This window comes from Acidovorax sp. LjRoot66 (genome assembly GCF_964253305.1).
Classification (GTDB): Bacteria; Pseudomonadota; Gammaproteobacteria; order Burkholderiales; family Burkholderiaceae_C; genus Acidovorax.
Genome location: NZ_CAXUQU020000001.1, coordinates 3,852,779 through 3,877,589 on the forward strand (window position 1 = coordinate 3,852,779; position 24,811 = coordinate 3,877,589).

A 24,811-nucleotide genomic window follows, 5' to 3' on the forward strand; every position below is an offset into this window, starting at 1 on the left:
TTTGGGTACAGAAGGTTGGGCACGACCGGTCTTGGTCGAACGCAGAGGTACAAAGCCATCTGTGGGAAACAGAAGACACTCTCTGAACGCCTTTTTTGTTTGCATTCTGGCCGTTTACCGCTCAAACGCCGCCTGCAACTCCGCCTTGCTCGCCTTCCCCTGGTGCAGCATCAGCATGAGCAACAGCCGTGCCTTCTGGGGATTCAGGTCGCCCGCCATCACCGCACCCGCCTCGAACGTCGTCTTGCCGCCGCCCGGAAAGCCATACAGTGGGTAGGTGCGACCGTTGTGCACACGCGTGGAAATGACCACCGGCACGCCCTTGGACAGGGCGTACTTCACCGCCTCGAACATCGAGACATTCATGTTGCCCATGCCCACGGCCTGCACCACGATGCCCTTGGCGCCCTGGTCCACGGCATAACGCATGAGGCTGCCGTCAGCACCGCCGAACATGGCCAGAATCTCCACACGAGGCATCTCGGCCGTGCCGATGTCGATGTGCTGGCGGCGCAGCGGGGCGCGTGAGAACACCACCTTGTCGTCCCACACCTCGCCCAGAAAGCCGAAGTCGCCCGACTTGAAGGTCTCCACGTTGCCGGTGTGCGTCTTGGTCACGCTGCGTGCGGCGTTGATCTGGTTGTTCATGGCGACCATCACGCCCTTGCCGGTGGCCTCGGGCGTGGTGGCGATGCGGATGGCGTTGAGCAGGTTGCGCGGGCCGTCGAAGTCGGGCGACGAGGCGTTGCGCTGGGCGCCGATCATGACCACGGGCTTGTCGGACTTGACGGTCAGGTCCAGCCAGTAGGCCGTCTCTTCCATGGTGTCGGTTCCCTGGGCAATCACCACGCCGCTCACCTCGGGCCGGGCCAGGGCGTCGTCCACGGCCTTGGTCAGGCGCGTCCACCATTTGGCCTCGACGTAGTTGGCCGACATGGCAGAAAAGTTGTTCACCTCGATGGTGGCGTACTTGCCGGCGTCGGGCACGGTCTGCATCAGGTCGTCGCCCGAGATGGCGGGCACCACGCCCTTGGTGACGGGATCGACCTTCATGGCGATGGTGCCGCCGGTGGCGATGAACTGCACCACCGGTTTGGTGGGGGTCTGCGCAAATGCCGCGCCGCAGGCGAGGCACAAGGCGGCGAGGGTGGCGATGGAAGGGCTCAGTGTCATGGTCGTTGTCTCCAGTCTGTTGTGGAAAGCGAGGGGGGTGCCTGGGCTGGGCACCTGCGCAGCAGGGGGCTGCTGTGATTGTGCCGGGGCAAGGTTTGACCGCAATCGCCGTGCCAGCAGCCCATGCATCGCCGGAAGCAGAGGGCCGCGCAGGCGGCTTCGGGGGGAAAGACCGGTATTTCCGCCGGAACGCGCGGCCTCGGCCTGAACTCCACGGCGATGGCATTGGCCGGAAAACCGGAACCGGGCGGCAAACCTGTGCGGAATTCCGGAACGCTGCCCGCCCGGTTCCGGTTCCGGTGCCTGTGCCCTCAGCGCTTGGCAGAGAGCGGGGCGCTGCAGATGCCGCCCTGGCGCGGCGGCGGCGCCTTGCACAAAAGCACCATGCGGGCCGAAAAGCTGCCATTGCCCACCCCGCTGGACGAGGCGCGCAGCCAGGGCGCCTGCTGGCCGATGCGGGCCAGCGCCGCCTTGGCCTCGGCGTCGCCGGCGCGGCCTTCCAGCAGCACCTCGCCGCCTTCGCGCAGCTGCAGCCGGGTCAGCTCTACCTGCGCACCCAGCAGGGGCAGCAGCTCGCCCCGGATCTGCTCCTCGGTGTAGGCGCTGCTGCCGCCGGTACCCGGCAGGCAGACGCTGGGCTCGCCCGGCGCCTGGCAGGCCAGGTCGAACAGCACCCGAAAGGCCACTTGCGCACCCTGGGGGCGAGTGTAGGCCTCTCGGGCATAAATCACATCGGGCGAGCGGCCCAGCGACTGCACCAGGGTGCGCACGGCCGCCACGTCGGGTGCGGTGCCCTCCATCGCGCCACCGGCCTTGTGCAAATTCACCAAGGCCAGTTCCACGCCGGGCGGCAGGTAGGGGCGGAAACCGTCGGCCGCCAGCTGGCGCGGTGCGGTGGCTACCGGCGCTCCGGGCGCCAGCGCGGCAGGCCCGGGGAAGGGCAGCACCGGCGGCGGGCCGGCGCGGCCCAGCACCTCGTCGCGCAGGGCCTGTGCCTCGCGGCGGATGTCCGGCGTCAGCGCCATGGGATGCACCCGGCTGGCGGGTATGTCCAGCGCCTCCAGCGGGCCGTCGATCCAGATCGGGTACAGCTCGGCCAGCTTGCCGGGCGCACGCGCGGGCTGATAGTAGCCCGCCTTGGTATCCACGCCGATGCGGATGGAGTAACGCGCCTTGGTGGTCAGGCTGCTCACGCCGATGTGCCGGGCGTTCACCTCGTGGAAAAGCATCACGGTGCTGCTTTGGGTACTGGTCAGCTGCAGCCACTGCACCTGGCCGGTGCCGCCAGCCAGTGCATCGGCGTTGGACTTCAGGCTGAGCAAGCCCACCTTCACGTCTTCAAACCACACACGCACTTGCGAACTGGGGTTGAAGTAGATCCGCATAGCCGGCTGTTCCACCCGGTCGAACAGGTAGGCCGCGTGGTCGCCGCTGAGAATGAGGTCGTCGGCCGTGGCCAGCTGGAGCGTGAGGCAGGGCGTGCCACGGGGCTGCTGCGCACCGCCGCGCACGCGCAGCACCACATCGCGCGGTACGGCCTTGTCGCCCGGGTTGTAGCGGTCCTCGCCCACCGCTACCTTGTCGCGGGGGCCGATCAGCCGGTTGTCTGGCCCTGACACCACGCGCACAGTGCAGCCGTCGGCCACGATGCGCAGCTGCCGCAGGTTGCCCAGCCGCCCCGAAGCGGGGTCCCACACCCGGTCGCGCGACTCGCGCACCAGGCGAGACTTCTCGATCAGGGTGTCCGGCATGTCGGGCAGCGGCGCCCCAGTGGCGGCCAGGCCGCTGCCCAGGGCCAGTGCAGTCAGGCCGGCGCGCGTGAAGGAAAGGAGAGGCATGCCAGCATTGTGTGCCGTTGCCAGGTGTTCAGGCCGTTCAGGCGGGCTGCTCGGTGCCCTCGGTATGCGGAAACGCCACACCCTCGGTGCCATCCATCCAGGCGGGCAGCTTGTGCATCACGCTCTCGAACAGGTGGCAGGCCTGCCACTGCGCCAGCCAGGCCTGCAGCTGCGGCCAGGGCTGGGCATCCCACCAGCCAGCGTCAATGCCCGCAAACTGCCGCACAAAAGGCGCAATCGCCATGTCGGCCAGCGCCGCATGATCGCCAAACAGAAACGGCTGGCCGGCCAGCCGCGTCTCCAGCCCCTGAAGCCATTCCACAGCCTGCACGCGCGCCTGGGCGCCATCCGCCTCGGGATACCGGCTCGGGTACTTGCATCGGTCCAGCGCCTGCTTGAAGGGGCCGTCGCATTCGGCGATCAGCGCCAGCATGGCGACTTCGGTGCCTGAGCTCGGGGTCAGCCAGCCGGCGGGGTCGTTCATGGCAAGGGCCCAGCGCATGATGTCCAGGCTCTGCTCAAGCACCGTTCCATCGGGCAGCACCAGCACGGGCACCGTGGCCTTGGGCGATGCCTGCAGCAGGCCCTGGGGCTTGGCGCGCAGCACCACCTCGCGCAGTTCGCACACCTGGCCGCTCACGGCCAGGGCCAGGCGGGCGCGCATGGCATACGGGCAGCGGCGAAAGGAGTAGAGGACGGGCAGGGCGCTCATACAGGCCCGCCTTCGTCCCCGCCGCCGCCCCCGCTGCGGGGCGGCGTGCCCGGCTGTCGCGCGCCGATGTGCTCCTCGCCGCGCGCCTTGGCCAGTTGCATCTGGCGTTCACGTTCGGCCAGGGCCTGTTCCTGCTCGGGTGTGCGCGTGCCGTGGCAATAGGGGCAGCTCACGCCGGCCACGTAGTGGGGCGAGGCCAGTTCTGCCTCGCCCAGGGGCATGCGGCAGGATCGGCACAGCTGGTGGTGGCCGGGCGCGAGGCCGTGGCCCACCGAGACGCGCTCGTCGAAGACAAAGCAGTCGCCATGCCACAGGCTGTTTTCCTCGGGCACGGTCTCCAGGTACTTGAGGATGCCGCCTTCGAGGTGATACACCTCGCCGAAGCCTTGGGATTTGAGCAGCGCGGTCGATTTCTCGCAGCGGATGCCGCCAGTGCAGAACATGGCCACGCGCGGCTTGCCTTCGAGCACGCCGCCGGGGGCGGACTGCTCGGCCACCCAGGCCGGAAACTCCGCAAAGCTCTTGGTGTGCGGGTTGATGGCTCGCGCAAAGCTGCCAATGCCCACCTCGTAGTCGTTGCGCGTGTCCACCACCACCACGGCCGGGTCGGCGATCAGCGCGTTCCAGTCCTCGGGCTTCACATAGGTACCGGCGTTGCGCGCCGGGTTCAGGCCGGGCACACCCAGGGTCACGATCTCGCGCTTGAGGCGCACGCGCATGCGGTAGAAGGGCTGGCGCTCGCCCAGGGCCTCCTTGTGCTGCAGGGCGGCAAAACGGGTATCGCTGCGCAGCCAGGCCAGCACCGCGTGCACGCCTTCGGGCGGGCCGGCAATGGTGCCGTTGATGCCCTCGGGCGCCAGCAGCAGCATGCCGCGCACGCTATGGGCGTCGCACAACGCCTGCAGCGGGTCGCGCAGATCCGCAAAGTCGGGCAGGTCGACGAACTGGTACAGGGCGGCGGTGAGGATGGGGGGCGTGACAGACTGCACGGAGGCGGGTGTAAAACAGGACAGAAGGGCTGATGATAGCGGTCACTTTTGGTTACGATGGGTGGTCGCCAACGCCGCAGCCAAGGTCGCCATGAGCAAGGAATCCACCGTCCATCTTTTTCGCCGGCTCGAGCAGCTCAACGGCATCGGTGCCGCGCTCTCGCGCGAGCGGGACATCGACCGGCTGCTGGAGAACATTCTGGAGGCCGCCAAGGCCATCACCGGGGCCGATGGCGGCACGCTCTACAGCGTGACAGAGGACCAGACAGCCCTGCGCTTCGAGATCGTGCGCACCGATTCGCTCGATATCCGCCTGGGCGGCACCACGGGCCGGCCCATCGATTTTCCGCAGTTGCCGCTGCGCAATGCCGATGGCACGCCCAACGATTCGCTGGTGGCGGCCTATGCGGCCATCCACGACCGCACGGTGAACGTGGCCGATGCCTACACCGAAGAGGGCTTCGACTTCTCGGGCACGCGGCTGTTCGACCAGCGCACCGGCTACCGCTCGCAATCCTTCCTCACGGTGCCGATGAAAAACCACGACCGCGAGCTCATCGGCGTGCTGCAGCTCATCAATGCACGCGACCCCGAGACCGGCGAAGTCACCGAGTTCTCGACGGCTGACCAGAGCCTGGCCGAGTCGCTGGCCTCGCAGGCAGCGATTGCGCTGACCAACCGGCTGCTGATCACCCAGCTCGAACGCCTGTTCGAGTCGTTCGTGAACCTGATCAACCTGGCCATCGACGAAAAATCGCCCTACACCGGCGGCCACTGCCAGCGCGTGCCGGCCCTGACCATGATGCTGGCCGAGGCGGTGAACACCACGCAGGAGGGGCCGCTGGCATCGTTCACCATGACCGAGCGCGACCGCTACGAGCTCAAGATGGCCGGCCTGCTGCACGACTGCGGCAAGATCACCACGCCCGTGCATGTGGTGGACAAGGCCACCAAGCTGCAGACCCTGTACGACCGCATCGGCCTGGTGGACACGCGCTTCGAGGTGCTCAAGCGCGATGCCGAGCTGGCTGCCCTGCGCCGCCAGCTGGCCTTGCGCCCGGTGGTGGACGCTGCCGCCGAGGCGCTGGAGCTGCAGGGCCTGCAGCACAGCATCCACACGCTGGAGGAGGAGCGCGAGTTCATGCGCCGCTGCAACCAGGGCGCCGAGGCCATGCGGGCCGAGGACCAGCAGCGCGTGCGCGACATCTCGGCCGCGCGCCAGTGGCGCAACCCGCAGGGCGTGCAGACCAGCTTTCTCACGGCCGAGGAGGTCGAGAACCTGACCATCCGCTCGGGCACGCTCACCCAGGCCGAGCGCGACACCGTCAACTACCACATCGTCGCCACCATCAAGATGCTGGAGACGCTGCCCTGGCCGCGCCACCTCAAGAACGTGCCCGAGTACGCGGGCGGCCACCACGAGCGCATGGACGGCAAGGGCTACCCGCGCGGCCTCACGCGCGACCAGATGTCGGTGCAGGCGCGCATGATGGGTATTGCCGACATCTTCGAGGCGCTGACTGCCGCCGACCGGCCCTACAAGAGCGGCATGACGCTGTCGCAGGCGCTGGCCATCATGTGCAAGATGCGCGACAACGGCCATATCGACCCCGACCTGTTCCAGGTGTTCGTGCGCGAGGGCGTCTACGCGCGCTATGGCAAGGAGTTTCTGGAGCCTGCACAGGTGGACGAGATCCCCCCTGAGGTGATCGCCAGGGCGCTGGTCAGCTAAGAGGCCACTTGCGCCATCAGCCAGTGGTGGAAGGCCTCCATCGCCGGGCTCGGCACACGTGATTTCAGGCGCGTGAGCCAGTAGGCGCCACGCTGCAGCTCCAGCGCAAACGGGCGCACCAGCCGGCCCTGCTGCAGCTCGCGCGTGAACATGCTCACCGGCAGCAGGGCCACGCCCGCGCCCTGCACGGCGGCCTCGGCCAGGGTCAGGGACGAGTCGAACACGGCGCCGCGCACCACGGGGCAGGGCGCACCGGCCGCCTCGAACCAGGCCACCCATTCGTCCACGCGGTAGGTGCGCAGCAGCGGCTGGCGCGCCAAATCCGCCGGGTGGCGCAGGTGGTGGGCCAGGGCCGGGGCGCACATGGCGGTCATGGGGGCATGCAATATGCACTGCGCCTCGGTGCCGTGCCAGGCGCCGTCGCCAAAGCGGATCGCATAGTCCAGGCCCTCGCCAGCCATGTCCACCCGGTTGTTGTGGGTGAGCAGGCGCAGGTCCACGAAGGGGCAGGCGTGCTGAAAGTCGCGCAGCCGCGGCAGCAGCCAGCCCACGGCAAAGGTGCCGACCACGCCCACGGTAAGCACCTCGCGCGGGCGGGCGTCGCTCATGTGTTCGAGTGCGGCCGCAATGCGCTCGAAGGCCTCGCTGAGCACTGGCAGCAGCGCCTGGCCTTCGTCCGTGAGCGCCAGGCCCCGGGGCAGGCGGCGAAACAGCGGCTTGCCCAGCCGGTCTTCGAGGTTGCGGATGTGCTGGCTCACGGCCGTCTGGCTCACGTTGAGCTCGTCGGCGGCGCGCGTCAGGTTCAGGTGGCGGGCGGACACCTCGAAGGCGCGCAGGGCGTTGAGCGGCAGATGCATAAGTTTTTCTTGGGCCTCGGGTCGATTATTGTCGATGGTGCGCTGCGCGTCGAATCGGTATCGTTGCGGCTATTCCGTTCAACGACAGAGGTAAATGATGATTCGACGAGATTTCGTAGCTGCTTTCGGCTTGATCCCCCTGGCCACCCTGGCCCAGACAAGTCCGCAGAAAAACAGTGGCTCTGCGGCCGACACCGCCTGGCTGGCCGACCTCAAGCGCATCGAGGCCAGCGTGGGCGGCCGCGTGGGCGTGGCCGCGCTCGACACCCATACCGGCCGGCAGATCGCGCACCGGGGGGGCGAGCGCTTTCCCATGGCCAGCACCTTCAAGCTGCTGCTGGCCGCGCAGACCCTGCGCCGCGTGGACCAGGGCCACGACAAGCTGGACCGCCGCGTGACCTATACCAAGAAGGACCTGGTGACCTACTCGCCCGTGACCGAGCCGCACGCCGATGGCGCCGGCCTTACGGTGGAAGAGCTGTGCGCCGGCACCATGACCCTGAGCGACAACACCGCCGCCAACCTGCTGCTGGCCAGCAACGGCGGCCCACCCGCGCTCACGGCCTATGTGCGCTCGCTGGGCGACAGCATCACCCGGCTGGACCGCATCGAGCCCGAACTCAACGAGGCAAAACCCGGCGACCTGCGCGACACCACCACGCCCGTGGCCATGGTGCACTGCATCCAGGCGCTGGCGTTGGGCCAGGCCCTGTCACCGGCCTCGCGCGAAAAGCTGCAGGGTTGGCTGCTGGCCAACAAAACGGGCGACAAGCGCCTGCGCGCCCGCCTGCCCGAGGGCTGGAAGGCCGGAGAGAAGACCGGCACCGCATCGCGCAGCACCAGCAATGACGCGGGCGTGTTCTGGCCGCCAGCGCGCAAGCCCATCGTGGTGAGCTGCTACCTGACCGGCGGCGAGGCGCCGCCGGAGCAGCGCGATGCCGCCATGGCAGAGATCGGGGCGCTGGTGGCCCAGTGGGCCCTGGCAGCAGCTTAGGGGCGGGTCAACCCTGCAGTGCCAGCAGGCGCTGGGCGTGCAGGGCCATCATCTTTTCTTCGTTGGCGGCGATGACCAGGGTCTCGAAACCGCCCAGCATCGGCAGTCGCGCCAGCACTGCGGCACGCACCGGCTCGGCGTTCTCGCCGATGCCGCCGGTGAACACCAGGGCATCCAGCCCGCCCATCGATACTGCCAGCATGGCCGTGTACTGCGCCACCTTCAGCGCAAAGTAGTCGACCGCAAAGGCCGCCTGCGGGTCGGCGCTGGCCAGCAGCGTCTGCATGTCGCTGCTGACGCCAGACAGACCTTTGAGGCCCGATTCCTGGTACAGCAGGTGCTCGACCTGCGCGGCATCCATGCCCAGTTCGCGCTGCAGGTAGATCACGGCGCCCGCATCGATGGCGCCGCTGCGCGTGCCCATGGGCAGGCCGTCCAGGGCAGTCATGCCCATGGTGGTGTCTACGCTGCGGCCTGCATGCATGGCGCACAGGCTGGCGCCGTTGCCCAGGTGCGCGGCCACTACGCGAGCCTCGCGCAGATCCGGGCGGGTGCGGGCGATCTCGTGCGCCAGCCATTCGTACGACAGGCCATGGAAGCCGTAGCGGCGCACGCCCTGGGCGCGCAGCGCCTGGGGCAGCGCAAAGGTCTGAAACAGCGGGTCCATGCGCGCATGGAAGGCGGTGTCGAAACAGGCGATGTCCAGCGCATGGCTGGCCAGGCGCTCCGATGCCGCAATGCCGGCCAGGTTGTGCGGCTGGTGCAGGGGCGCCAGCGGGGCCAGGGCCTGGAGGCGAGCCACGATGTCGGGCGTGACGAGCACCGGCTCGCGAAAGTCCGCACCGCCATGCACCACCCGGTGCACCACGGCTGCCAGGTGCCAGCCGTCGTCGTGCTGGTCGATCAGCGCGATCACGGCCGCCATGGCAGTGTCGTGGTCGGCCGCAGGCAGGGGCTTGCGCAGCGGGGCCTCGGCCCCGGCCAGCGTGGCCGACAGCTGCGCGCTGGTGCCGATGCCGGTCACCTTGCCCGCCATCAGCACGGCGAGCGACTCGCGCTCGAACACCTGGAACTTGATGCTGGACGAGCCGACGTTCAGCACCAGCAGCACCGGGGTGGCCCTCTTCATTTGATCAGCCCCTTGCTGCGGGCATGGGCCAGCAGCAGCGCCACGGCGCACGACAGCAGGCGTGCCCGCTGGCTGTCGGCCCGGCTGGTCAGGATGATGGGCACGCGCGCACCCAGCACGATGCCGGCGGCCTCGGCACCACTCAGAAAGATGAGCTGCTTGGCCAGCATGTTGCCCGCCTCGATGTTGGGCACCAGCAGGATGTCGGCGTTGCCCGCGACCGCCGAGACGATGCCCTTGGTGCGGGCCGCCTCCACGCTGATGGCATTGTCGAAGGCCAGCGGCCCGTCGATCAGGCAACCCGTGATCTGGCCGCGGTCGGCCATCTTGCACAGGGCGGCGGCATCAAGCGTGGCGATCATCTTCGGGCTGACGGTCTCTACCGCCGCCAGCACCGCCACCTTGGGCAGCACGTCGGCGCCGAACAGCGCATGCCAGAGATCGACGGCGTTCTGCACGATGTCGACCTTGGTGGCCAGGTCGGGCGCGATGTTCACCGCTGCGTCGGTGATGATGAAGGCCTTGGAGTAGCTCTCCTGGTCGATCAGAAAGGCGTGGGAGATGCGCCGCTCGGTACGCAGGCCGGCGTCGCTCTTGACCACCGCGCCCATCAGCTCGTCGGAGTGCAGCGAGCCCTTCATCAGCGCATCGACCTCGCGCGCGGCGGCCAGTGCCACCGCCTTCGCGGCCGCGTCGTGGCTGTGCTCGGCATCGACCAGTTGCCAGGCCGAGATGTCCACGCCCGCCGCTTCGGCAGCCTCGCGGGTGCGCGCGGCGGGCCCCACCAGCACGGGGGTGATCAGCTCGGCCTCGTGGGCCTCGCGCGCTGCCTGCAGCACATTGGCGCTGACCGCGTGGACGATGGCAGTGCGCGCTGGCGTCAGCGTGCGGCAACGGGTCAGCAGGGTGTCGGCATCAAAGCTGTTCATCGGGGGATCACCAGGGTTGGTTGGAAAACAAACAGGACGCCGGACCGGGTCATATATTGGTGCTCATACGAATTTGCATTCAATCGGATAACTAGGCGGGGAGCCGCAGACAGTGCTGTAGCACGGCAAGGCTCCCCAACAACGTTAGCCGGTTGAAGGCAAATTCGTCAGAGCTTCTTGACCAGCACCTGGCTGCGCCGGTCCCAGTTGTACTTGCGCTTGCGCGCCTCGGGCAGCCAGTCGGGGTCGGCGGGCTGAAAGCCGCGCTTGATGAACCAGTGCATGGTGCGCGTGGTCAGCACGAAAATGCTGTCCAGGCCCGCAGCGCGGGCGCGCTGCTCGATGCGCTTGAGCAGCTTTTCGCCGTCGCCCGTGCCCTGGCTTTGCGGCGACACGGTGACGGCGGCCATCTCGGCCGTCTTGGCCTCGGGGTAGGGGTAGAGCGCCGCGCAGCCGAAGATCACGCCGTCGTGGTCGATGATGGTGTAGGCGGAGATGTCGCGCTCGATCTCGGTGCGGTCGCGCTTGACCAGGGTGCCGTCCTTCTCGAACGGCTCGATCAGCTGCAGGATGCCGCCCACGTCGTCGATGGTGGCCTCGCGCAGTTCCTCGAGCTTTTCATCGATCACCATGGTGCCGATGCCGTCGTGCACGTACACCTCCAGCAGCAGCGAGCCATCCACCGCAAACGGCAGAATGTGGCTGCGCTCCACGCCGGCCTTGCAGGCCTTCACGCAGTGCTGCAGGTAAAAGCCGGTGTCGGTGGGCTGCTGTGCGGTGGGCAGCGTGGCCAGCAGGGCCTGGGCTGCGGCCAGCGGCAGCTCGGTGTCGATGGGGTTGTCATCGCCCTCGGGCTCGCCGGGCAGCATGCGGATGCCGGGCACCTCGGTCAGAAAGATCAGTTTGTCGGCGCGCAGCTCGATGGCCACGCTGGTGGCGACTTCTTCCATGCTCAGGTTGAAGGCCTCGCCGGTGGGCGAGAAGCCGAACGGCGAGAGCAGCACCAGCGCGCCCATGTCCAGCGTTCGCTGGATGCCGGCCACGTCGACCTTGCGCACCAGGCCCGAGTGCTGAAAGTCCACCCCGTCCATGATGCCCACGGGCCGTGCCGTGAGGAAGTTGCCCGAGATCACGCGCACCGTGGCGCCGGCCATGGGCGTGTTGGGCAGGCCCTGGCTGAAGGCGGCTTCGATTTCGTAGCGCAGCTGGCCGGCGGCCTCCTGCGCGCAGTCGAGCGCCACCGAGTCGGTGATGCGGATGCCGTGCGAGTATTTGGCCTCATGCCCCTTGGCCGCCAGTTGCTCGTTGACCTGCGGGCGAAAGCCGTGCACCAGCACGATCTTCACACCCATGGCCTGGATCAGCGCCAGATCCTGGGCAATGTTGTGCAGCTTGCCGGCCGCGATGCCTTCACCCGTCAGCCCGATCACGAAGGTCTGGTTGCGAAACTTGTGGATGTAGGGCGCCACCGAGCGGAACCAGGGGACGAAGGTGAAATTGAAAACGGCGGACATGGGCAGCGAGGGGTGGGGCGACCGAATAATAAGAATGCGTTGGCAGGCCGGCATCATAAGGGCGTACCCCGCCCCGCGCTGCGGGCCGGTTCACACAGCCTGGCGGAACGCGCCCAGTTTGGCCGCAAACGGCTCCAGCACCAGCCCTTCGTCCGGCAGGCCACCCTGCACCGGGGCTGCCAGCGCGATGCCGCAGTCCTTAAGCAAAGCGACCATCTCCACCGGGGCGATGGTGCCCTGGTGCAGCAGCGCGTCCACCGTGCGGCCCAGGGCCTCGCGGTGGGTCTGCAGCAGCTCCTGGGCGCGCCGGTACTGCTGCTGCATCAGCGCCTCGATGGCCTCGTTGCTTGGGGCCACGTCGGTGTTGACGTGGTTGTCCATCTCCACCGTCACGTCGGTGCGGGCCAGGCGCGCACCGAAGCCGTGGTGGCGGATGTAGCGCGCGGCCTCGGCCGTCACCTGCTTGTAGTCCTGCTCGGCGCCGGTGGTGCAGGCCATTTCGCCGAACACCAGCTCTTCGGCCACGCGGCCGGCCAGGCCCACGCACATCATGTCCAGCGCGTTCTGGCGGGTGGTGGCTTTCAGGCTGGAGAAGCTGTTGTACCCGCCCTCGAACGAGGCGATGTTGATCTTCACCTCCTGCGGGGCATGGCCGAACAGCACGCAGTACGCCAGGCCGTGGCCGGCCTCGTGCACCGCCAGCAAAGCGCGAAAGTCGGCGTTGGCGCGCTGCTTGAGGCGGTTCAATTCCAGCACCACCGGGAAGGTAGTTTCTGCCGGCCCCTGCGGACCCAGGCCCTGCACCAGCAGGTGGCGCTTGCCAGGCGCGAGGCTGATGGGGAATTCCTGCCCCAGCGGCAATTGCTCCTGCATGACCCACAGCGCCGCGTTGACCAGGTTGGCGCTCAGGATGGCGTGCACCGACGAGAACAGCGGCCGCGTGCCCTGCGCCGGAAAGACGGCATTGGCATACAGCTCATCGAGCACGTCCTGCCCGATGGCAAAGCGCACGCCGCACTGCGCAGCGATGTCGTCCACATAGCGCGTGCACAGGTTGCGGATGAGCTGCTCGTAGGTCGCCTTGCTGAACGAGGGGTAGATCACATGCTCGTTGCCCAGGCGCGCTATCTGCTCGGGCTTGAAGCGTTCGCCCAGGGCCTTCTTCACGTCGATCAGCGACAGCTTGCGCGTGAGGCGGTGGAAGATGTCTGCGTCGGTATCGCAATCCTCCACGCGCTGGGCGGTCTCGTGGTACATCTCGTCGAGGTTGCCGCAGACGAAGACCAGCAGCTTGCTGTAGTCGGTCTCCCAGGAGTGGTGCGACTGCTGAAAGCGCGTGAACAGCGCCTGCACTTTGGCGGGCGGCCACTGCATGATCTCGGCCAGCGGCTCCTGCAGCTTGAGCATGCGCTTGAGCTCCTGCCCGTCCCAGGCGTCGAGCTGGAAGCGGTAGGGGGCCTTGCCCGCACGCGCGTCATCGTCGGTTTCGGCGCGCTCGGCCTCGTAGTGGGCATCGGCCAGCTTGCGCTCGATGTTGGACAGCGCGCTCAGCGCAGGCGGCAGGCGCCCGTCGGAGAGCAGCGTCCACACGTCCTGGTAGCGCTCGACCTTCACGTCCTCGCCCTTGCGGTCCATGGTGCGAAAGCGCTGGAACTCGTCGAGCACCAGCACGCCCGGTGCGCCTTCGTGGATGCCCGAGTCGCCCAGCATGCCCGAGATGGTGGAGCTGCGGTAGCTGGCGCCATGGCTGAAGCCGTCCATCTGCACTTCCACGAAGCGGTCATAAAAGCCCAGCAGCTGCGCCAGGCGCCGCGTGAGCTGCGTCTTGCCGGTGCCCGTGAGGCCCCACAGGCAGACGATGACCGGGCGGCTGATGAGCTGGGGCAGCACATACCAGGCGCGCACGGCATCAATCACGCGGTCGATCACGTCGTCGATGCCGAAGAGCTCGGCCTTGAGCTGCGCGGCCGCCTGGGCCAGCGCCTGCTGGCGCACGGCCAACTCGGCTGCAGTCACGGCGCCCGCAGGGGCAGGGCCCCCATGCGCATGCACGGGGGCCGGCGCTGCCTGCGCTGCGGTGGTGGGCACCCCGCCCACGGCCAGGGCCACGGTGGGGTGCAGGGGGTGCCGCAGGTGCGGCGGCACGTCGTTGGTGAATGGATTCATGTCGTCAATCAATCAATCGTTCTGTAGCTTGCCTTGGGTCGCCTTGCGCAGGGCGACGTTGTCCGCGCGGCGCTGGGCCCCGCGGCTGCGTATGTGCTTGCCTGCCGCGCTGGACAGGCTGCGCCGGGCCAGCGCGGTGGCCACAGGGTTTCGGGGCGGGCCCGAGGGTTCGAGCTTCAGCACCAGGGGCTGCTTCATGCGGCGCAGCTTTTTGATTTCACCCTGGGCGTAGGCGCGGGACAATTTTTGGGCACTCATATGCACTCCACAAACAAAAAACCCCGGCAAGGTAGCCAGGGCTTGTGGAGCGCTGCACTGGGTGCAAGGTGCGCTTGTTTGCCGTGGCTGGACTCGTGAATGCACAGTCCAGCCGGGGCGGTGGACTGTGGTCAGGCAGGAGCGAACAAGGGAACAAACATAGCGGTGACCTCCAGGGCTTTCAGCGGTGGCCGACATGGCCAAGCGTTGCGGAAAGAAGGCGCAATTGTGGCGAGCCGCGCAGCGTGTGGCAAGCCGGGGGCGTTGCAAAAAACGCTGACTGTCGCGTGAAAGGAACAGTGACGGCGTGCGCCGGTCAATCGCCCTGGCGATAGACCCAGCCCGCAGCGTGCAGCCACTCCTGCTGGTCCTGCGTTCGTACGACCAGTTCGACCAGGTCGCGGCCTTCGTGCAGCGGCACCTGCACCGCCATGCCGGCGCGGTCTGCCGACAGGGGGAGCAGGAACTGGCGGTCATCCCAGAACAGGTAGCCGCGCAGCTCGGGCAACTCCCTCAGGGTGGCGGTGGCCATGCTGCCGGCTGCCAGCAGGATCGATTCCGGCGCTTCGTTGGCCTGGATCCAGGTGGTGTCCAGGCGGTCGGCCCAGGCGGCGGGCAGCGGGGCGCTCGCGCGGGGCATCTGCTGTGCCATCGGCGTGGTAACCCAGTAGTGCCCGGCGCGGGCCGGCTCGCGCGACAGCAGGTAGCGGCGGCCATCGGCCTCTTCCCAGCGGTAGTGCGTGCCGGGCTTGGCATCCGCCCACCACCAGCCATCGCTGCGCAGGCGCAGGCCCTCGCACAGCGGCTCCCAGTCCTTGAGCGCTGCGGACCACACCGAGATATCGATCTGCTGGCTGTCGGGCGAAACCACCTTCAACGGCTTGGACGCACGCCCATAGATGCCAAGCACGGCATCGACGTCGGTGGTGGATGACGTGGCCACCGAAGGCACGGTGGTGCTGACCTTGGCAGGCAGGGCCTGCAGATGGCCTGTCTCCTGCAGGGCCCGCAGCAAGATGCCTTCGGCGATGGGGCCGGGGCGAAAGCCCGGTGCGTTGCCCGTGAGCAGCAAGGCCATGCCGGCCTGGGGCAGCACGTAGAAGTCGCTTGCGCAGAACACCGTGCTGCCGCTCTTTTGCCAGGCCCGCACGCCGGCGGCGTCCAGGCCCGGCTGCTGCGTGCTGTCCCAGCCCAGGCCCCAGTGCCAGTCGGGGGCGAGGTCGATGCGCATGCCCTGGTTCTGGTCGCGGCCCATCTCCGCCACGCCGGCCTTCGAGACCACGCGCTGGCCATCCTGCTCGCCACCCTGTATCAGCAGTGCGGCAAGCCGCATCATGTCGCCGGGCGTGGTGCACAGCCCGCTCGTGGCGTAGCCCATCACGAACTCCTGGCCTTGCCGGGCCTGACCGATGTAGCCCGGCGCGAAGCTGCCTTCGGGCAGGGGCCGCAGCGTGAAGCCCGAGCGGCCCATGCTGAGCGGCGTGAGGATGGCCGACTGCACGAACGCGGGGTAGCTCTGGCCCGTGACGGCCTGCACGATGCGCTCGATCAGCGTGAAGCCATCGTTGCAGTAGACCGCCATGGCCCCGGGGGCGTGTTTGAGGTGCATGTCGGCCAGCGCGGCCTCCACCCCGGCCGCATACCCTGGAATCGGGGCAAACGCGAACATGTTGTGCAGGTAGGTGCCGGGCAGGCCCGAGGCGTGGCTGAGCAAATGCCGCACCGTGATGTCGCGGTAGCCGGGTGACAGCATGCTGAACTGCGGCAGGTAGCGCACCACCGGGGCATCGAGCTGCACCAGCTGGCGGTCCGCGAGGATCATGACGGCCAGCGCCGCGACCACCTTGCTGACCGAGCCTACGTTGAACCGGGTTTCCGGCGTGGCGGGGGCGGCCGGGGTGGCTGGGTTGGCAGAGGTATCGCGCAGCACCCCGAAGGCCTCCTGCCAGACGATGCGGTCACCGTACATCACCGCAATCGAGGCGGCCCGTGTGTCACTGGCCTGCATGGCTTGGCGGATCTGGCGGCGGCCCCAGGCCATGGTGGCATCCAGGTTGGGCGCGGGGGCGCCGCTGCCACCGCAACCGGGCAGCCAGGGGGCAAGGGCCGCCGTGCCGGTCCATGCCAGCCAGTCGCGGCGCGATGGGGTGGGGAGGCGTTCGTCCAGGGGAGGCTTGGAAGCAGATGTCTGCGGGGGCATTCGGGATATTCTGGGGTGCGCGCAGCGTGACGACATTGCCGGGTGGTAATGGGGTGATTACATCCTGAAAATCGCCTGCTCCGACCGTTGTTGCGCACCGAAAATTCGACCCTATGGGGCGGCCGCGTGCCCCCTGGCCGCTCGCGCATGGCCGTTGTTGCACAAGGCCAACGCCCAGCCTCGGATAATGCGGGCTTCATGACCGACTCCACGCTTCCCCTTTCCCAGCCCGCCCAGCCCGTCGCGCCTGCCAGGCCCCCCGCCAAGCTGCACATCGAGTTCCCCGAATCCCTGCCCGTCTCGGGCAAGCGCGAGGAGATCATGGCGGCCATCCGCCAGCACCAGGTCGTCATCGTCTGCGGCGAAACCGGTTCGGGCAAGACCACGCAGCTGCCCAAGATCGCGCTGGCCCTGGGCCGGGGCAAGTGCAATGCGCCGGCAGGGCACAAGGGCCAGATGATCGGCCACACCCAGCCGCGCCGCATTGCGGCCAGCAGTGTGGCCAAGCGCATCGCCGAAGAGCTCAAGACGCCGCTAGGCGACGTGGTGGGCTTCAAGGTGCGCTTTCAGGACCGGCTCTCGCGCGACGCCTCGGTCAAGCTCATGACGGACGGCATCTTGCTGGCCGAGACGCAGACCGACCCGCTGCTCAAGGCCTACGACACCATCATCATCGACGAGGCGCACGAGCGCAGCCTGAACATCGACTTCCTGCTGGGCTACATCCGCCAGATCCTGCCGCGCCGGCCGGACCTGAAGGTGGTGGTGACCTCGGCCACCATCGATGCGGACCGGTTTGCCAAGCACTTCGAGTCGGCCAAGGGGCCGGCGCCCATCATCTATGTATCGGGGCGCACCTTTCCGGTAGAGCAGCGCTGGCGGCCCTTCGAGGACACGCGCGACTACGGCCTCAATGAAGCCATTGCCGATGGCGTGGATGAACTCTGGCAGGGCAATGCGGCCGGTGACATCCTGATCTTTCTGCCCGGCGAGCGCGAGATCCGCGAGGCCGCCGACCACCTGCGCAAGCACCTGGCCCACCAGCCGGTGATGCGCAACGCCGAGGTGCTGCCCTTGTTCGCCCGCCTGTCGCAGGCCGAGCAGGACCGCATTTTCGACGGCCATACCGGCCGCCGCCTGGTGCTGGCCACCAATGTGGCCGAGACCTCGCTCACGGTGCCCGGCATCCGCTACGTGATCGATGCGGGCACGGCCCGCGTCAAGCGCTACAGCTTTCGCAGCAAGGTGGAGCAACTGCTGGTGGAGCCCATCAGCCAGGCGGCGGCCAACCAGCGCGCCGGCCGTTGCGGCCGGGTGGCCAACGGCATCTGCATACGCCTGTACGACGAGGCGGACTTCAACGCCCGCCCGCGCTTCACCGACCCGGAAATCCTGCGCAGCTCGCTGGCCGGCGTCATTCTGCGCATGAAGTCGCTGCACCTGGGTGACGTGGTGCAGTTCCCCTTCATCGAGGCGCCCTCGGGCCGCGCCATTGCCGACGGCTACCAGCTGCTGGGCGAGCTGGGCGCGGTGGACGAGGCCAACGAGCTCACGCCCATGGGCGTGGAGCTGTCGCGCCTGCCGCTCGACCCGCGCGTGGGCCGCATGATCCTGGAGGCACGCGACCGCAAGGCGCTGGACGAGGTGCTGGTGATCGCCAGCGCCCTGAGCGTGCAGGATGTGCGCGACCGCCCCCTGGAGGCGCAGCAACAGGCCGACCAGGCCCACGCCAAGTTCGACGACGAAAAGAGCGAGTTCAGCGGCTACCTCAAGCTGTGGAAGTGGATCAACGAGGCCCGGGGCGGTGCGCCCACCTTGCCGTCGGCCCGCGCGCAAAAGGCCATGGCCAACCAGCGTGCGCCCTCGCAGGCCTTTTTGCCTGTAGCGCAGCGCATGGTGGCCGCTGCAGCGCCAGCGCCCGCCGTGGCCAGTGCCGAGGCGCCTGCGCCCACGCACAAGCTGAGCAACCGCCAGTACGAGCAGTTGCTGCGCCAGAACTTCATCAGCATCCGCCGCCTGCGCGAGTGGCGCGACATCCATACCCAGTTGCTCACGGTGGTGGCCGAGCACAAGTGGGCCATCAACAGCCAGCCCGCAAGCTACGAGCAACTGCACCTGTCGATGTTGGCGGGCCTTTTGGGCAACATCGGCGCGCGCAGCGAAGAGGAAGACTGGTACCTGGGCGCGCGCGGCATCAAGTTCTACAAGCACCCGGGCGCCCACCTGGCCAAGAAGCCCGGCCGCTGGATCGTGGCGGCCGAACTGGTGGAGACCACGCGCCTGTTCGGCCGGGGCATCGCCGCCATCGAGCCGCAGTGGCTCGAAGAGGTGGGCAGCCACCTGCTCAAGAAGCAACTGCTCGACCCGCATTGGGAAAAGAAGTCGGCCGAGGTTACGGCGCTCGAGCGCGCCACGCTCTACGGCCTGGTGGTCTACAACGGCCGGCGCATCAATTTCGGCAAGATCGACCCGCATGCGGCGCGCGAGATCTTCATCCGCGAAGCGCTGGTGGGTGGCAACTGGGAGAGCAAGCTGCCCTTCCTGGCCGCCAACCAGAAGCTCATCGCCAAGGTGGAGGAGCTGGAGCACAAGTCGCGCCGCCAGGACGTGCTGGTGGATGATGAGCTGATCTACGCCTTCTACGACCAGCAGCTGCCGCCCGACGTGTGCAGCGGCCACGGCTTCGAGGCCTGGTACCGCGAGGCCTCGCGCCAGCAGCCCGAGCTGCTCAAGCTCACGCGCGAGGAGCTCATGCGCCACGAGGCCGCGGGCATCACCAGCAACGCCTTTCCCAAGACGGTGCGCCTGGGCGGCGTAGACTGCGCCGCCACCTACCTGCACGAGCCGGGCGACGCGCGCGACGGCATCACCGTGACCATCCCGCTGTTCGTGCTCAACCAGGTGAACGACGAGCGCTGCGAATGGCTGGTGCCCGGCATGCTCAAGGACAAGATCCAGGCACTGCTCAAGAGCCTGCACCAGCGCCCGCGCAGCCGCTTTGTGCCGCTGCCCGAGAACGCCACGCGACTGGCTGGCCTGCTGGGCACGCCCGAGCGCTTTGGCCAGGGCAGCCTGACCGACGTGCTGCTCAAGCAGGTGCGCGACGAGACCTCGCTCGATGTGAAGCGGGCCGACTTCAAGCTCGACATGCTCAGCCCGCACCTGTTCATGAACTTCCGCGTGGTGGACGAGCACGGCCGCCAGCTCGGCCATGGCCGCAACCTGGGCGCCTTGAAGGCCGAATGGGGCGCCAAGGCGCGCGGCGCCTTCCAGGCGCTGGCCGGGCTCAAGCTGGCCGCTACCAGTGGTGCTGCGGCACAGGCCGATGCGCCGGCTGCCGCGCCGGCGCCTGCCAAACCCGGTGCCACCAAGGGCCCATCCGCACCGTCATCCAACCAGCCGGCCGCCAAACCTGCTGCACCGGCCGGCCAGCGCTATACCGCCTGGACCTTCGGCGAGCTGCCCGAGCTGATGGAGATCCGCAAGGCCGGGCAGACGCTGATCGGCTTTCCGGCCCTGATCGATGGCGGCGACGCCGTGAGCATCGAGGTCTTCGACGAGCCCGAGGTGGCTGCCGCCAAGCACCGCGCCGGCCTGCGCCGCCTGTTCGCGCTGCAGATCAAGGACGCGCTCAAGTACCTCGAAAAGAACATCCCCGACCTGCAGAAGATGGCCGTGGCCTACATGCAGGTGGGCCGCAACGCCGACGGCACCGGCGGCGGCACCCAGGAGGAGCTGCGCAGCCAGGTCATCGACGTGGCGCTGGACCGCGCCTTCCTGCTTGACCCGCTGCCCACCGACGAGTACGCATTCAAGCGCCGGCTGGAGGAGGGCAGGGGCCGCCTGACCCTGATCGCCAACGAGGTGGCGCGCCTGGCAAGCACCATCCTCATCGAGTTTGCTGCAGCCTCGCGCAAGATCAAGGACACCAAGAACGCCCCCGAGGCCACGCAGGACGCCCAGCAGCAACTGGCCCGCCTGATGCCCAAGAACTTCATCGCCATCGCGCCCTGGACGCAACTGGCCCACTACGCCCGCTACCTCAAGGCCATCACCCTGCGCCTGGACAAATACCGCGCCGACCCCGCGCGCGACGCCGCCAAGCTGGCGGAGGTCCGCCCGCAGGAGCAGCGCTACTGGCGGCTGGTAGCCGAACGCAAGGGCCAGGTGGACAGCCGCATGCAGGAGCTGCGCTGGCTGCTGGAAGAACTGCGCGTGAGCTTCTTTGCGCAGGAACTGCGCACGCCGCAGCCGGTGAGCGTGAAACGGCTGGAGAAGCTGTGGACGCAGGTCAACAGCTGAGTGTGTTGGTGCGTCGGCGGAGGCAGACGTACCTATTTTGACGAGCTGTCCTGACTCTTGCTTGGTGGGAACTTTGCCTTTAACCAGCTTGTGTACTCAGCCCTGACAGCCTGCAGATATGAGAAATCCGATCCCATTTGTTCCAGTTTTCGTCGCACCAAATCGTTCGCACCTTTGGTGTAACCCTTTTCATTCATGAAGATCAGCCATGACTCGCTCAGCGGGTCCATTTCGCGGCCATGCTGGACGATGAATGTCACGCGATCAATGTAAAAAAACATCGAATAGACCTCAATCGGCGATCCCAACATACCCGGACGATTTTCAAAAACTTCCTGAAAGTTGGACATAAGCAATCCGATTTTTTCAATCGAGGCTTGTGCGCTCATCTGCTGATCCCCTTTGTCTGAGTCCTCTAACCTACCATGCGTGAGTGATTTTTTCCTGCTACATTAAACATTCCATCCAGATGGTTTGTTTTTGAAATGACCGACGCCCACCGCCGCCAGAAACACCCCGAACTGGTGCGCAGCCAGTTGCTGGCCGTGGTGCGCACGCTGTTGGTCGAGCAGGGGCCCCATGCGGTCACGCTCGATGCCGTGTCTGCCCGCGCCGGCGTGACCAAGGGCGGGCTGCAGCACCACTTTCGCAGCAAGCAGGCACTGCTCGATGCGCTGAGCGACCAGCTGTTCGAGGAATTCCAGCAGGGCTATGCCCAGGCGCTGGCCATGGAAGAGGAGGGCCGGCCAGGCCGCCATGCCCGGGCCTACATCCGCACGGCGTTCGACGAAGGCACCGATTGCAACCGGGTGGAGGCCCAGCGCGCCATCGGCCTGCTGGCGCTGACCTTGCCCCACTGCCGGGAGCAGTGGAGCGCCACGATGCAGGCCGCCCTTGCGGAGGATGGCGATAACCCGCAGATGGCCGACCGCCTGCTGGCCTGCCGCCTGGCGGCAGACGGCTACTGGTTCAGCCAGATGCTCGACGTGTACCCGATGGACGAAGCGCGCAAGGCCCGCATCCTCAAAACCCTGCTTGATCTGTGCAACTGATTTCAAAAAGCGAGTACCCATGAATCTCACCACTGCCTACCTGTTGCTTGGCATTGCCATCGTCTCCGAGGTGATCGGCACCTCGGCGCTCAAGGCTTCCGAGGGCTTCACCCGCCTGGGGCCCAGCGCCATCACGGTGGTCACCTACAGCCTGTCGTTCTACCTGCTGTCGCTCACGCTCAAGACGCTGCCGGTCGGCATTGCCTACGCGATCTGGTCGGGCGTGGGCATCGTGCTGATCTCGGCCGTGGGCTGGGTGGTCTACGGGCAGAAGCTCGACCTGCCGGCGGTGATCGGCCTGGGCATGATCATTGCCGGGGTGCTCGTCGTGAACCTGTTTTCCAAGAGCGTTGGCCACTGAGCACGCTTTCTTTTTCCTGATTTTTCTGGTGATGCCATGACCGCCTCCTATGCCTGCTCTTCGTCGTCCGCCACATTGCCGGCGGTCGCACCCATCACGGGCCAGACCCTGTCGCGCACGGATGTGCTGGCCCTGCTGGAGCGTGGGCCTGGGCCACTGCACTTCGAGCAATGCGACTTCGAAAGGGCAGACCTGTCGCGGCTGGAGCTGCGCGGGGTGCAGTTCACCGAGTGCGTGCTGGCCGAGGCGTCTTTTGAAAAGTCGAACCTCGCCGACAGCCGCTGGCTGGGCTGCCGGGCCGGGCTGGCCAACTTCCACCTGGCGGACCTGACCGATGCGCGCTGGTACCGCTGCGACCTGAACAACACCAGCTGGGCACGCAGCAAGCTGGGCTCTGCCGTGTTCGCCGAGGTCAAGCTCACCGGGGCAGGCTTTCGCGAGGCGCACACGCTGGGCCTCGCGTTTCACGATTCGCTGCTGGTAGGGGCGGACCTGCGCGGCATGTCGTTTCGCAAGCAGACCATTGGCCAGTTGGACATGAGTGACGCCGACCTGGGCGGCTGCGATTTTCGCGATGCGGTGTTCGAAGGCGGCAGCCTGCGCGATGCCAACCTCAAGAACGCCCGCTTCGACGGCGCAGACCTGCGCGCGGTGGACCTGGCGGGGCTGCGCATCGCCAATGTGGCGCAGTTCTTCAAGGGCGCCGTGATCTCGCAGGACCAGGCGGCGGCGCTGGTGAGCGAGCTGGGGGTGCGGGTGATGTGAACCTAGTGGGCCCCGCCCAGCGGTCCGGCACGGGCTTTAGGGGATGGAGCCTACTGCGTATTTGAGGCAAAGCATGGGATTCTTCGCCAATGTCTTGAGCGAGCCGCAACTGCTCTGGATCAGGGCCGATGCAGCCATGTAGTTGTCTTCCGGGCTCAGCTCGAGGAACGTGGCGAGCTGCTCCTTCATGAACTCGGAGAGGCTTTTCGCCCCTGCGCGCCTGGTGACGATGGCATCGAGCTCCCGCAATTGCGCCGACTCTTCCTTGGACCCGTTGGGCAGCACCTGTCCATCGACTGTCAGCGGATAGATCTCGTCGGTCAGGGTGCGCTTCACTGCCAGGGTAGTGATGCCTTCCTTGCAGGGGCGCTGCAACCAGACTTCGACCGAGCCGCCATCTGAATACAGTGCACCTCCCTGGTAGGTCGTGTGGCCTTTGCAGGCGGGAGCTTGCGCAAATGCAAGGCCGCCAGCAAACCATGCGCCTGCGATCAGGAAAATTGCGTTGCGAGCGGCTGCCAACGAGTGCTCCCAGATGGTGTGCAGGCTTCGATCAGCTCGGATCGCGGTGTATCTGGTCCGGCTCGGGCGAGAACAGATCCCAGGTCGCCATGAACAGCGCCGCGATCACGGGGCCGATGACGAAGCCCGTGAGCCCGAACAGCCCAAGCCCGCCCAGGGTGGAGATCAGCACCACGTAGTCGGGCATCTTGGTGTCCTTGCCGACCAGGATGGGGCGCAGGACGTTGTCCACCAGGCCGATGACGCCGATGCCGTAGGCGATCAGCACCACGCCTTGCCATACGGCGCCGGTGGCCAGGAAGTAGATGGCCACGGGCAGCCAGATCAGGCCGGCGCCCACGGCGGGCAGCAGCGACAGAAAGGCCATGAGCACGCCCCAGAGCACGGGGCCCTGGATGCCCAGGATCCAGAAGATCAGCCCGCCCAGGGCACCCTGCGAAGCGGCGACCACGATGTTGCCCTTGACCGTGGCGCGGATCACGGTGGTGAACTTGGTGACCAGCTGGCGCTTGTGATCGGTCTCGAGAGGGATGGCGCGGCCGATGCGGGCGCCCAGGGCGGCGCCATCGCGCAACAAAAAGAACAGCAGGTACAGCATGATGCCGAAGCCCACCAGGAACTCGAGCGTGTTCTGGCCGATGTTGACCGCCTGGGTGGCGATGAACTGGCTGGCCTGCACGGCCACGGACGAAAGTCGCTCCTGGAGCTGCGCCACCGAGGTCAGGTTGAAGCGGTCCAGCAGGTTCACGGCCCACTGGGGCAGGGCAGCGATGACCTGCTGGAAGTACATGCCGAAGTTGAGCTGCCCCGTGCGCGTGCGCTCGTAGATGGCCGTGGCCTCCTGGACCAGCGAGACGGTGAGGAAGGCCACCGGCAGGATCACGATCACCAGGCACAGCCCCAGTGTGATCAACGCGGCCAGGTTGGTGCGCGGGCGCAGGCGCCGCAGCACCTTGCGGTGCAGCGGTGCGAACAGGATGGCCAGCACCATGCCCCAGAACACCGCACCGTGGAACTGCCAGAGGATGGCGCCGAAGGCCACGGTGACCAGCACCAGTAGCAGCAGGAAAGTCTTGTCTTGGAGTGTGTTGGGGCTCATTGGAACCTGTTGAGAACGTATACCCGCCCTATCGCGTGTACCCGCAATGTACGCGAGGTGCCAGTGGGCCCTGCATGTCCACGGTGCATGAATACATATGGACTGCGTTTTTTGGGCTTGATGCAGATCAGTGGCACAATGCAGCCCGTACCAAGGCCCTTCCCCAGCCACAGTCGCATCCGCCAACCGGTCCAGCCGTGTCGCGGAAGGTTTCTCAAC

At 67.2% G+C, this 24,811-nt stretch carries 20 protein-coding genes; 6 read left to right on the forward strand and 14 right to left on the reverse strand.

Annotated elements, in window-relative coordinates; translation table 11 throughout:
* Positions 1–114: 114 nt before the first annotated feature.
* From ACSQ3Y_RS18230 to trhO, 4 genes are all read right to left on the reverse strand, one after another.
* A complete protein-coding gene (locus tag ACSQ3Y_RS18230) occupies positions 115–1,173 on the reverse strand; it encodes an asparaginase (protein ID WP_436178360.1) in 1,059 nt (352 codons plus the stop codon).
* 311 nt (positions 1,174–1,484) lie between these two features.
* Positions 1,485–3,011: a hypothetical protein gene (locus ACSQ3Y_RS18235; RefSeq protein WP_436178361.1), complete on the reverse strand. Its 1,527-nt coding sequence runs from the start codon at positions 3,009–3,011 to the stop codon at positions 1,485–1,487.
* Positions 3,012–3,048: 37 nt separating this feature from the next.
* A complete protein-coding gene (locus ACSQ3Y_RS18240) occupies positions 3,049–3,723 on the reverse strand; it encodes a glutathione S-transferase (protein ID WP_436178362.1) in 675 nt (224 codons plus the stop codon).
* Positions 3,720–4,712, reverse strand: coding sequence for an oxygen-dependent tRNA uridine(34) hydroxylase TrhO (trhO, locus tag ACSQ3Y_RS18245; protein WP_436178363.1), 993 nt, complete (start codon positions 4,710–4,712; stop codon positions 3,720–3,722). Before trhO ends, ACSQ3Y_RS18240 begins: the two co-directional genes overlap by 4 nt.
* Positions 4,713–4,803: 91 nt before the next feature.
* On the opposite strand from trhO, the gene ACSQ3Y_RS18250 reads away from it, so the two are divergent.
* Positions 4,804–6,444 carry an HD domain-containing phosphohydrolase gene (locus tag ACSQ3Y_RS18250; RefSeq protein ID WP_436178364.1) on the forward strand — a complete coding sequence of 547 codons (1,641 nt, stop codon included), beginning with the start codon at positions 4,804–4,806 and terminating at the stop codon, positions 6,442–6,444.
* On the opposite strand, the gene ACSQ3Y_RS18255 is transcribed toward ACSQ3Y_RS18250, so the two are convergent.
* On the reverse strand, positions 6,441–7,301 hold the full coding sequence (locus ACSQ3Y_RS18255) for a LysR family transcriptional regulator (RefSeq protein WP_436178365.1): 861 nt from the start codon (positions 7,299–7,301) through the stop codon (positions 6,441–6,443). The genes ACSQ3Y_RS18250 and ACSQ3Y_RS18255 overlap by 4 nt on opposite strands.
* 97 nt (positions 7,302–7,398) lie before the next feature.
* Between ACSQ3Y_RS18255 and bla the strand changes: the two genes are divergently transcribed.
* Positions 7,399–8,295 carry a class A beta-lactamase gene (gene bla / locus ACSQ3Y_RS18260; protein ID WP_436178366.1) on the forward strand — a complete coding sequence of 299 codons (897 nt, stop codon included), beginning with the start codon at positions 7,399–7,401 and terminating at the stop codon, positions 8,293–8,295.
* A gap of 7 nt (positions 8,296–8,302) precedes the next feature.
* On the opposite strand, the gene ACSQ3Y_RS18265 is transcribed toward bla, so the two are convergent.
* The 6 genes from ACSQ3Y_RS18265 to ACSQ3Y_RS18290 all read right to left on the reverse strand — a co-directional run bounded on the left by ACSQ3Y_RS18265 (position 8,303) and on the right by ACSQ3Y_RS18290 (position 16,491).
* A complete protein-coding gene (locus ACSQ3Y_RS18265) occupies positions 8,303–9,424 on the reverse strand; it encodes an acetate/propionate family kinase (protein ID WP_436178367.1) in 1,122 nt (373 codons plus the stop codon).
* Positions 9,421–10,353 (reverse strand): bifunctional enoyl-CoA hydratase/phosphate acetyltransferase, encoded by a 933-nt coding sequence (locus ACSQ3Y_RS18270; protein ID WP_436178368.1) that lies wholly within the window; start codon positions 10,351–10,353, stop codon positions 9,421–9,423. The genes ACSQ3Y_RS18265 and ACSQ3Y_RS18270 overlap by 4 nt, the downstream gene beginning before the upstream one ends.
* Positions 10,354–10,520: 167 nt before the next feature.
* Entirely contained in the window at positions 10,521–11,867 is a 1,347-nt protein-coding gene (gene argA, locus ACSQ3Y_RS18275; protein ID WP_057204284.1) for an amino-acid N-acetyltransferase, read from the reverse strand.
* A gap of 90 nt (positions 11,868–11,957) precedes the next feature.
* Positions 11,958–14,033 carry an AAA family ATPase gene (locus tag ACSQ3Y_RS18280; protein WP_436178369.1) on the reverse strand — a complete coding sequence of 692 codons (2,076 nt, stop codon included), beginning with the start codon at positions 14,031–14,033 and terminating at the stop codon, positions 11,958–11,960.
* Between the two features lie 12 nt (positions 14,034–14,045).
* Complete coding sequence (locus ACSQ3Y_RS18285) at positions 14,046–14,291, reverse strand: hypothetical protein (RefSeq protein ID WP_057204289.1); 246 nt, start codon at positions 14,289–14,291, stop codon at positions 14,046–14,048.
* 316 nt (positions 14,292–14,607) lie between these two features.
* Positions 14,608–16,491, reverse strand: a complete 1,884-nt coding sequence (locus ACSQ3Y_RS18290; protein WP_436178370.1) for a serine hydrolase domain-containing protein — start codon at positions 16,489–16,491, stop codon at positions 14,608–14,610.
* A 198-nt stretch (positions 16,492–16,689) separates the two neighbouring features.
* Here ACSQ3Y_RS18290 and hrpA point away from each other — a divergent pair, with 198 nt between their 5' ends.
* The gene (gene hrpA, locus ACSQ3Y_RS18295; protein ID WP_436178371.1) at positions 16,690–20,793 is read left to right on the forward strand and encodes an ATP-dependent RNA helicase HrpA; all 4,104 of its coding nucleotides are present in this window, start codon (positions 16,690–16,692) and stop codon (positions 20,791–20,793) included.
* Positions 20,794–20,825: 32 nt separating this feature from the next.
* On the opposite strand, the gene ACSQ3Y_RS18300 is transcribed toward hrpA, so the two are convergent.
* The gene (locus ACSQ3Y_RS18300) at positions 20,826–21,182 is read right to left on the reverse strand and encodes a hypothetical protein (protein WP_436178372.1); all 357 of its coding nucleotides are present in this window, start codon (positions 21,180–21,182) and stop codon (positions 20,826–20,828) included.
* Positions 21,183–21,278: 96 nt separating this feature from the next.
* On the opposite strand from ACSQ3Y_RS18300, the gene ACSQ3Y_RS18305 reads away from it, so the two are divergent.
* The 3 genes from ACSQ3Y_RS18305 to ACSQ3Y_RS18315 are packed head-to-tail and all read left to right on the forward strand — an operon-like array spanning position 21,279 to position 22,971.
* A complete protein-coding gene (locus tag ACSQ3Y_RS18305) occupies positions 21,279–21,845 on the forward strand; it encodes a TetR/AcrR family transcriptional regulator (RefSeq protein WP_436178373.1) in 567 nt (188 codons plus the stop codon).
* 19 nt (positions 21,846–21,864) lie between these two features.
* Positions 21,865–22,206 carry an SMR family transporter gene (locus ACSQ3Y_RS18310; RefSeq protein ID WP_179680179.1) on the forward strand — a complete coding sequence of 114 codons (342 nt, stop codon included), beginning with the start codon at positions 21,865–21,867 and terminating at the stop codon, positions 22,204–22,206.
* A 36-nt stretch (positions 22,207–22,242) separates the two neighbouring features.
* Positions 22,243–22,971 carry a pentapeptide repeat-containing protein gene (locus ACSQ3Y_RS18315; protein WP_436178374.1) on the forward strand — a complete coding sequence of 243 codons (729 nt, stop codon included), beginning with the start codon at positions 22,243–22,245 and terminating at the stop codon, positions 22,969–22,971.
* 36 nt (positions 22,972–23,007) lie between these two features.
* Here ACSQ3Y_RS18315 and ACSQ3Y_RS18320 read toward each other — a convergent pair whose 3' ends face one another.
* On the reverse strand, positions 23,008–23,493 hold the full coding sequence (locus tag ACSQ3Y_RS18320; protein ID WP_436178375.1) for a hypothetical protein: 486 nt from the start codon (positions 23,491–23,493) through the stop codon (positions 23,008–23,010).
* 31 nt (positions 23,494–23,524) lie between these two features.
* Complete coding sequence (locus tag ACSQ3Y_RS18325) at positions 23,525–24,592, reverse strand: AI-2E family transporter (protein ID WP_436178376.1); 1,068 nt, start codon at positions 24,590–24,592, stop codon at positions 23,525–23,527.
* Positions 24,593–24,811 lie beyond the last annotated feature (219 nt).

Bases quoted from the DNA above. Each gene is read 5' to 3' on its own strand.
- ACSQ3Y_RS18230 (WP_436178360.1), bottom strand. From the start codon at position 1,173: ATGACACTGAGCCCTTCCATCGCCACCCTCGCCGCCTTGTGCCTCGCC.
- ACSQ3Y_RS18235 (WP_436178361.1), bottom strand. From the start codon at position 3,011: ATGCCTCTCCTTTCCTTCACGCGCGCCGGCCTGACTGCACTGGCCCTG.
- ACSQ3Y_RS18240 (WP_436178362.1), bottom strand. From the start codon at position 3,723: ATGAGCGCCCTGCCCGTCCTCTACTCCTTTCGCCGCTGCCCGTATGCC.
- ACSQ3Y_RS18250 (WP_436178364.1), top strand. From the start codon at position 4,804: ATGAGCAAGGAATCCACCGTCCATCTTTTTCGCCGGCTCGAGCAGCTC.
- ACSQ3Y_RS18255 (WP_436178365.1), bottom strand. From the start codon at position 7,301: ATGCATCTGCCGCTCAACGCCCTGCGCGCCTTCGAGGTGTCCGCCCGC.
- bla (WP_436178366.1), top strand. From the start codon at position 7,399: ATGATTCGACGAGATTTCGTAGCTGCTTTCGGCTTGATCCCCCTGGCC.
- ACSQ3Y_RS18265 (WP_436178367.1), bottom strand. From the start codon at position 9,424: ATGAAGAGGGCCACCCCGGTGCTGCTGGTGCTGAACGTCGGCTCGTCC.
- ACSQ3Y_RS18270 (WP_436178368.1), bottom strand. From the start codon at position 10,353: ATGAACAGCTTTGATGCCGACACCCTGCTGACCCGTTGCCGCACGCTG.
- argA (WP_057204284.1), bottom strand. From the start codon at position 11,867: ATGTCCGCCGTTTTCAATTTCACCTTCGTCCCCTGGTTCCGCTCGGTG.
- ACSQ3Y_RS18280 (WP_436178369.1), bottom strand. From the start codon at position 14,033: ATGAATCCATTCACCAACGACGTGCCGCCGCACCTGCGGCACCCCCTG.
- ACSQ3Y_RS18285 (WP_057204289.1), bottom strand. From the start codon at position 14,291: ATGAGTGCCCAAAAATTGTCCCGCGCCTACGCCCAGGGTGAAATCAAA.
- ACSQ3Y_RS18290 (WP_436178370.1), bottom strand. From the start codon at position 16,491: ATGCCCCCGCAGACATCTGCTTCCAAGCCTCCCCTGGACGAACGCCTC.
- hrpA (WP_436178371.1), top strand. From the start codon at position 16,690: ATGACCGACTCCACGCTTCCCCTTTCCCAGCCCGCCCAGCCCGTCGCG.
- ACSQ3Y_RS18300 (WP_436178372.1), bottom strand. From the start codon at position 21,182: ATGAGCGCACAAGCCTCGATTGAAAAAATCGGATTGCTTATGTCCAAC.
- ACSQ3Y_RS18305 (WP_436178373.1), top strand. From the start codon at position 21,279: ATGACCGACGCCCACCGCCGCCAGAAACACCCCGAACTGGTGCGCAGC.
- ACSQ3Y_RS18310 (WP_179680179.1), top strand. From the start codon at position 21,865: ATGAATCTCACCACTGCCTACCTGTTGCTTGGCATTGCCATCGTCTCC.
- ACSQ3Y_RS18315 (WP_436178374.1), top strand. From the start codon at position 22,243: ATGACCGCCTCCTATGCCTGCTCTTCGTCGTCCGCCACATTGCCGGCG.
- ACSQ3Y_RS18325 (WP_436178376.1), bottom strand. From the start codon at position 24,592: ATGAGCCCCAACACACTCCAAGACAAGACTTTCCTGCTGCTACTGGTG.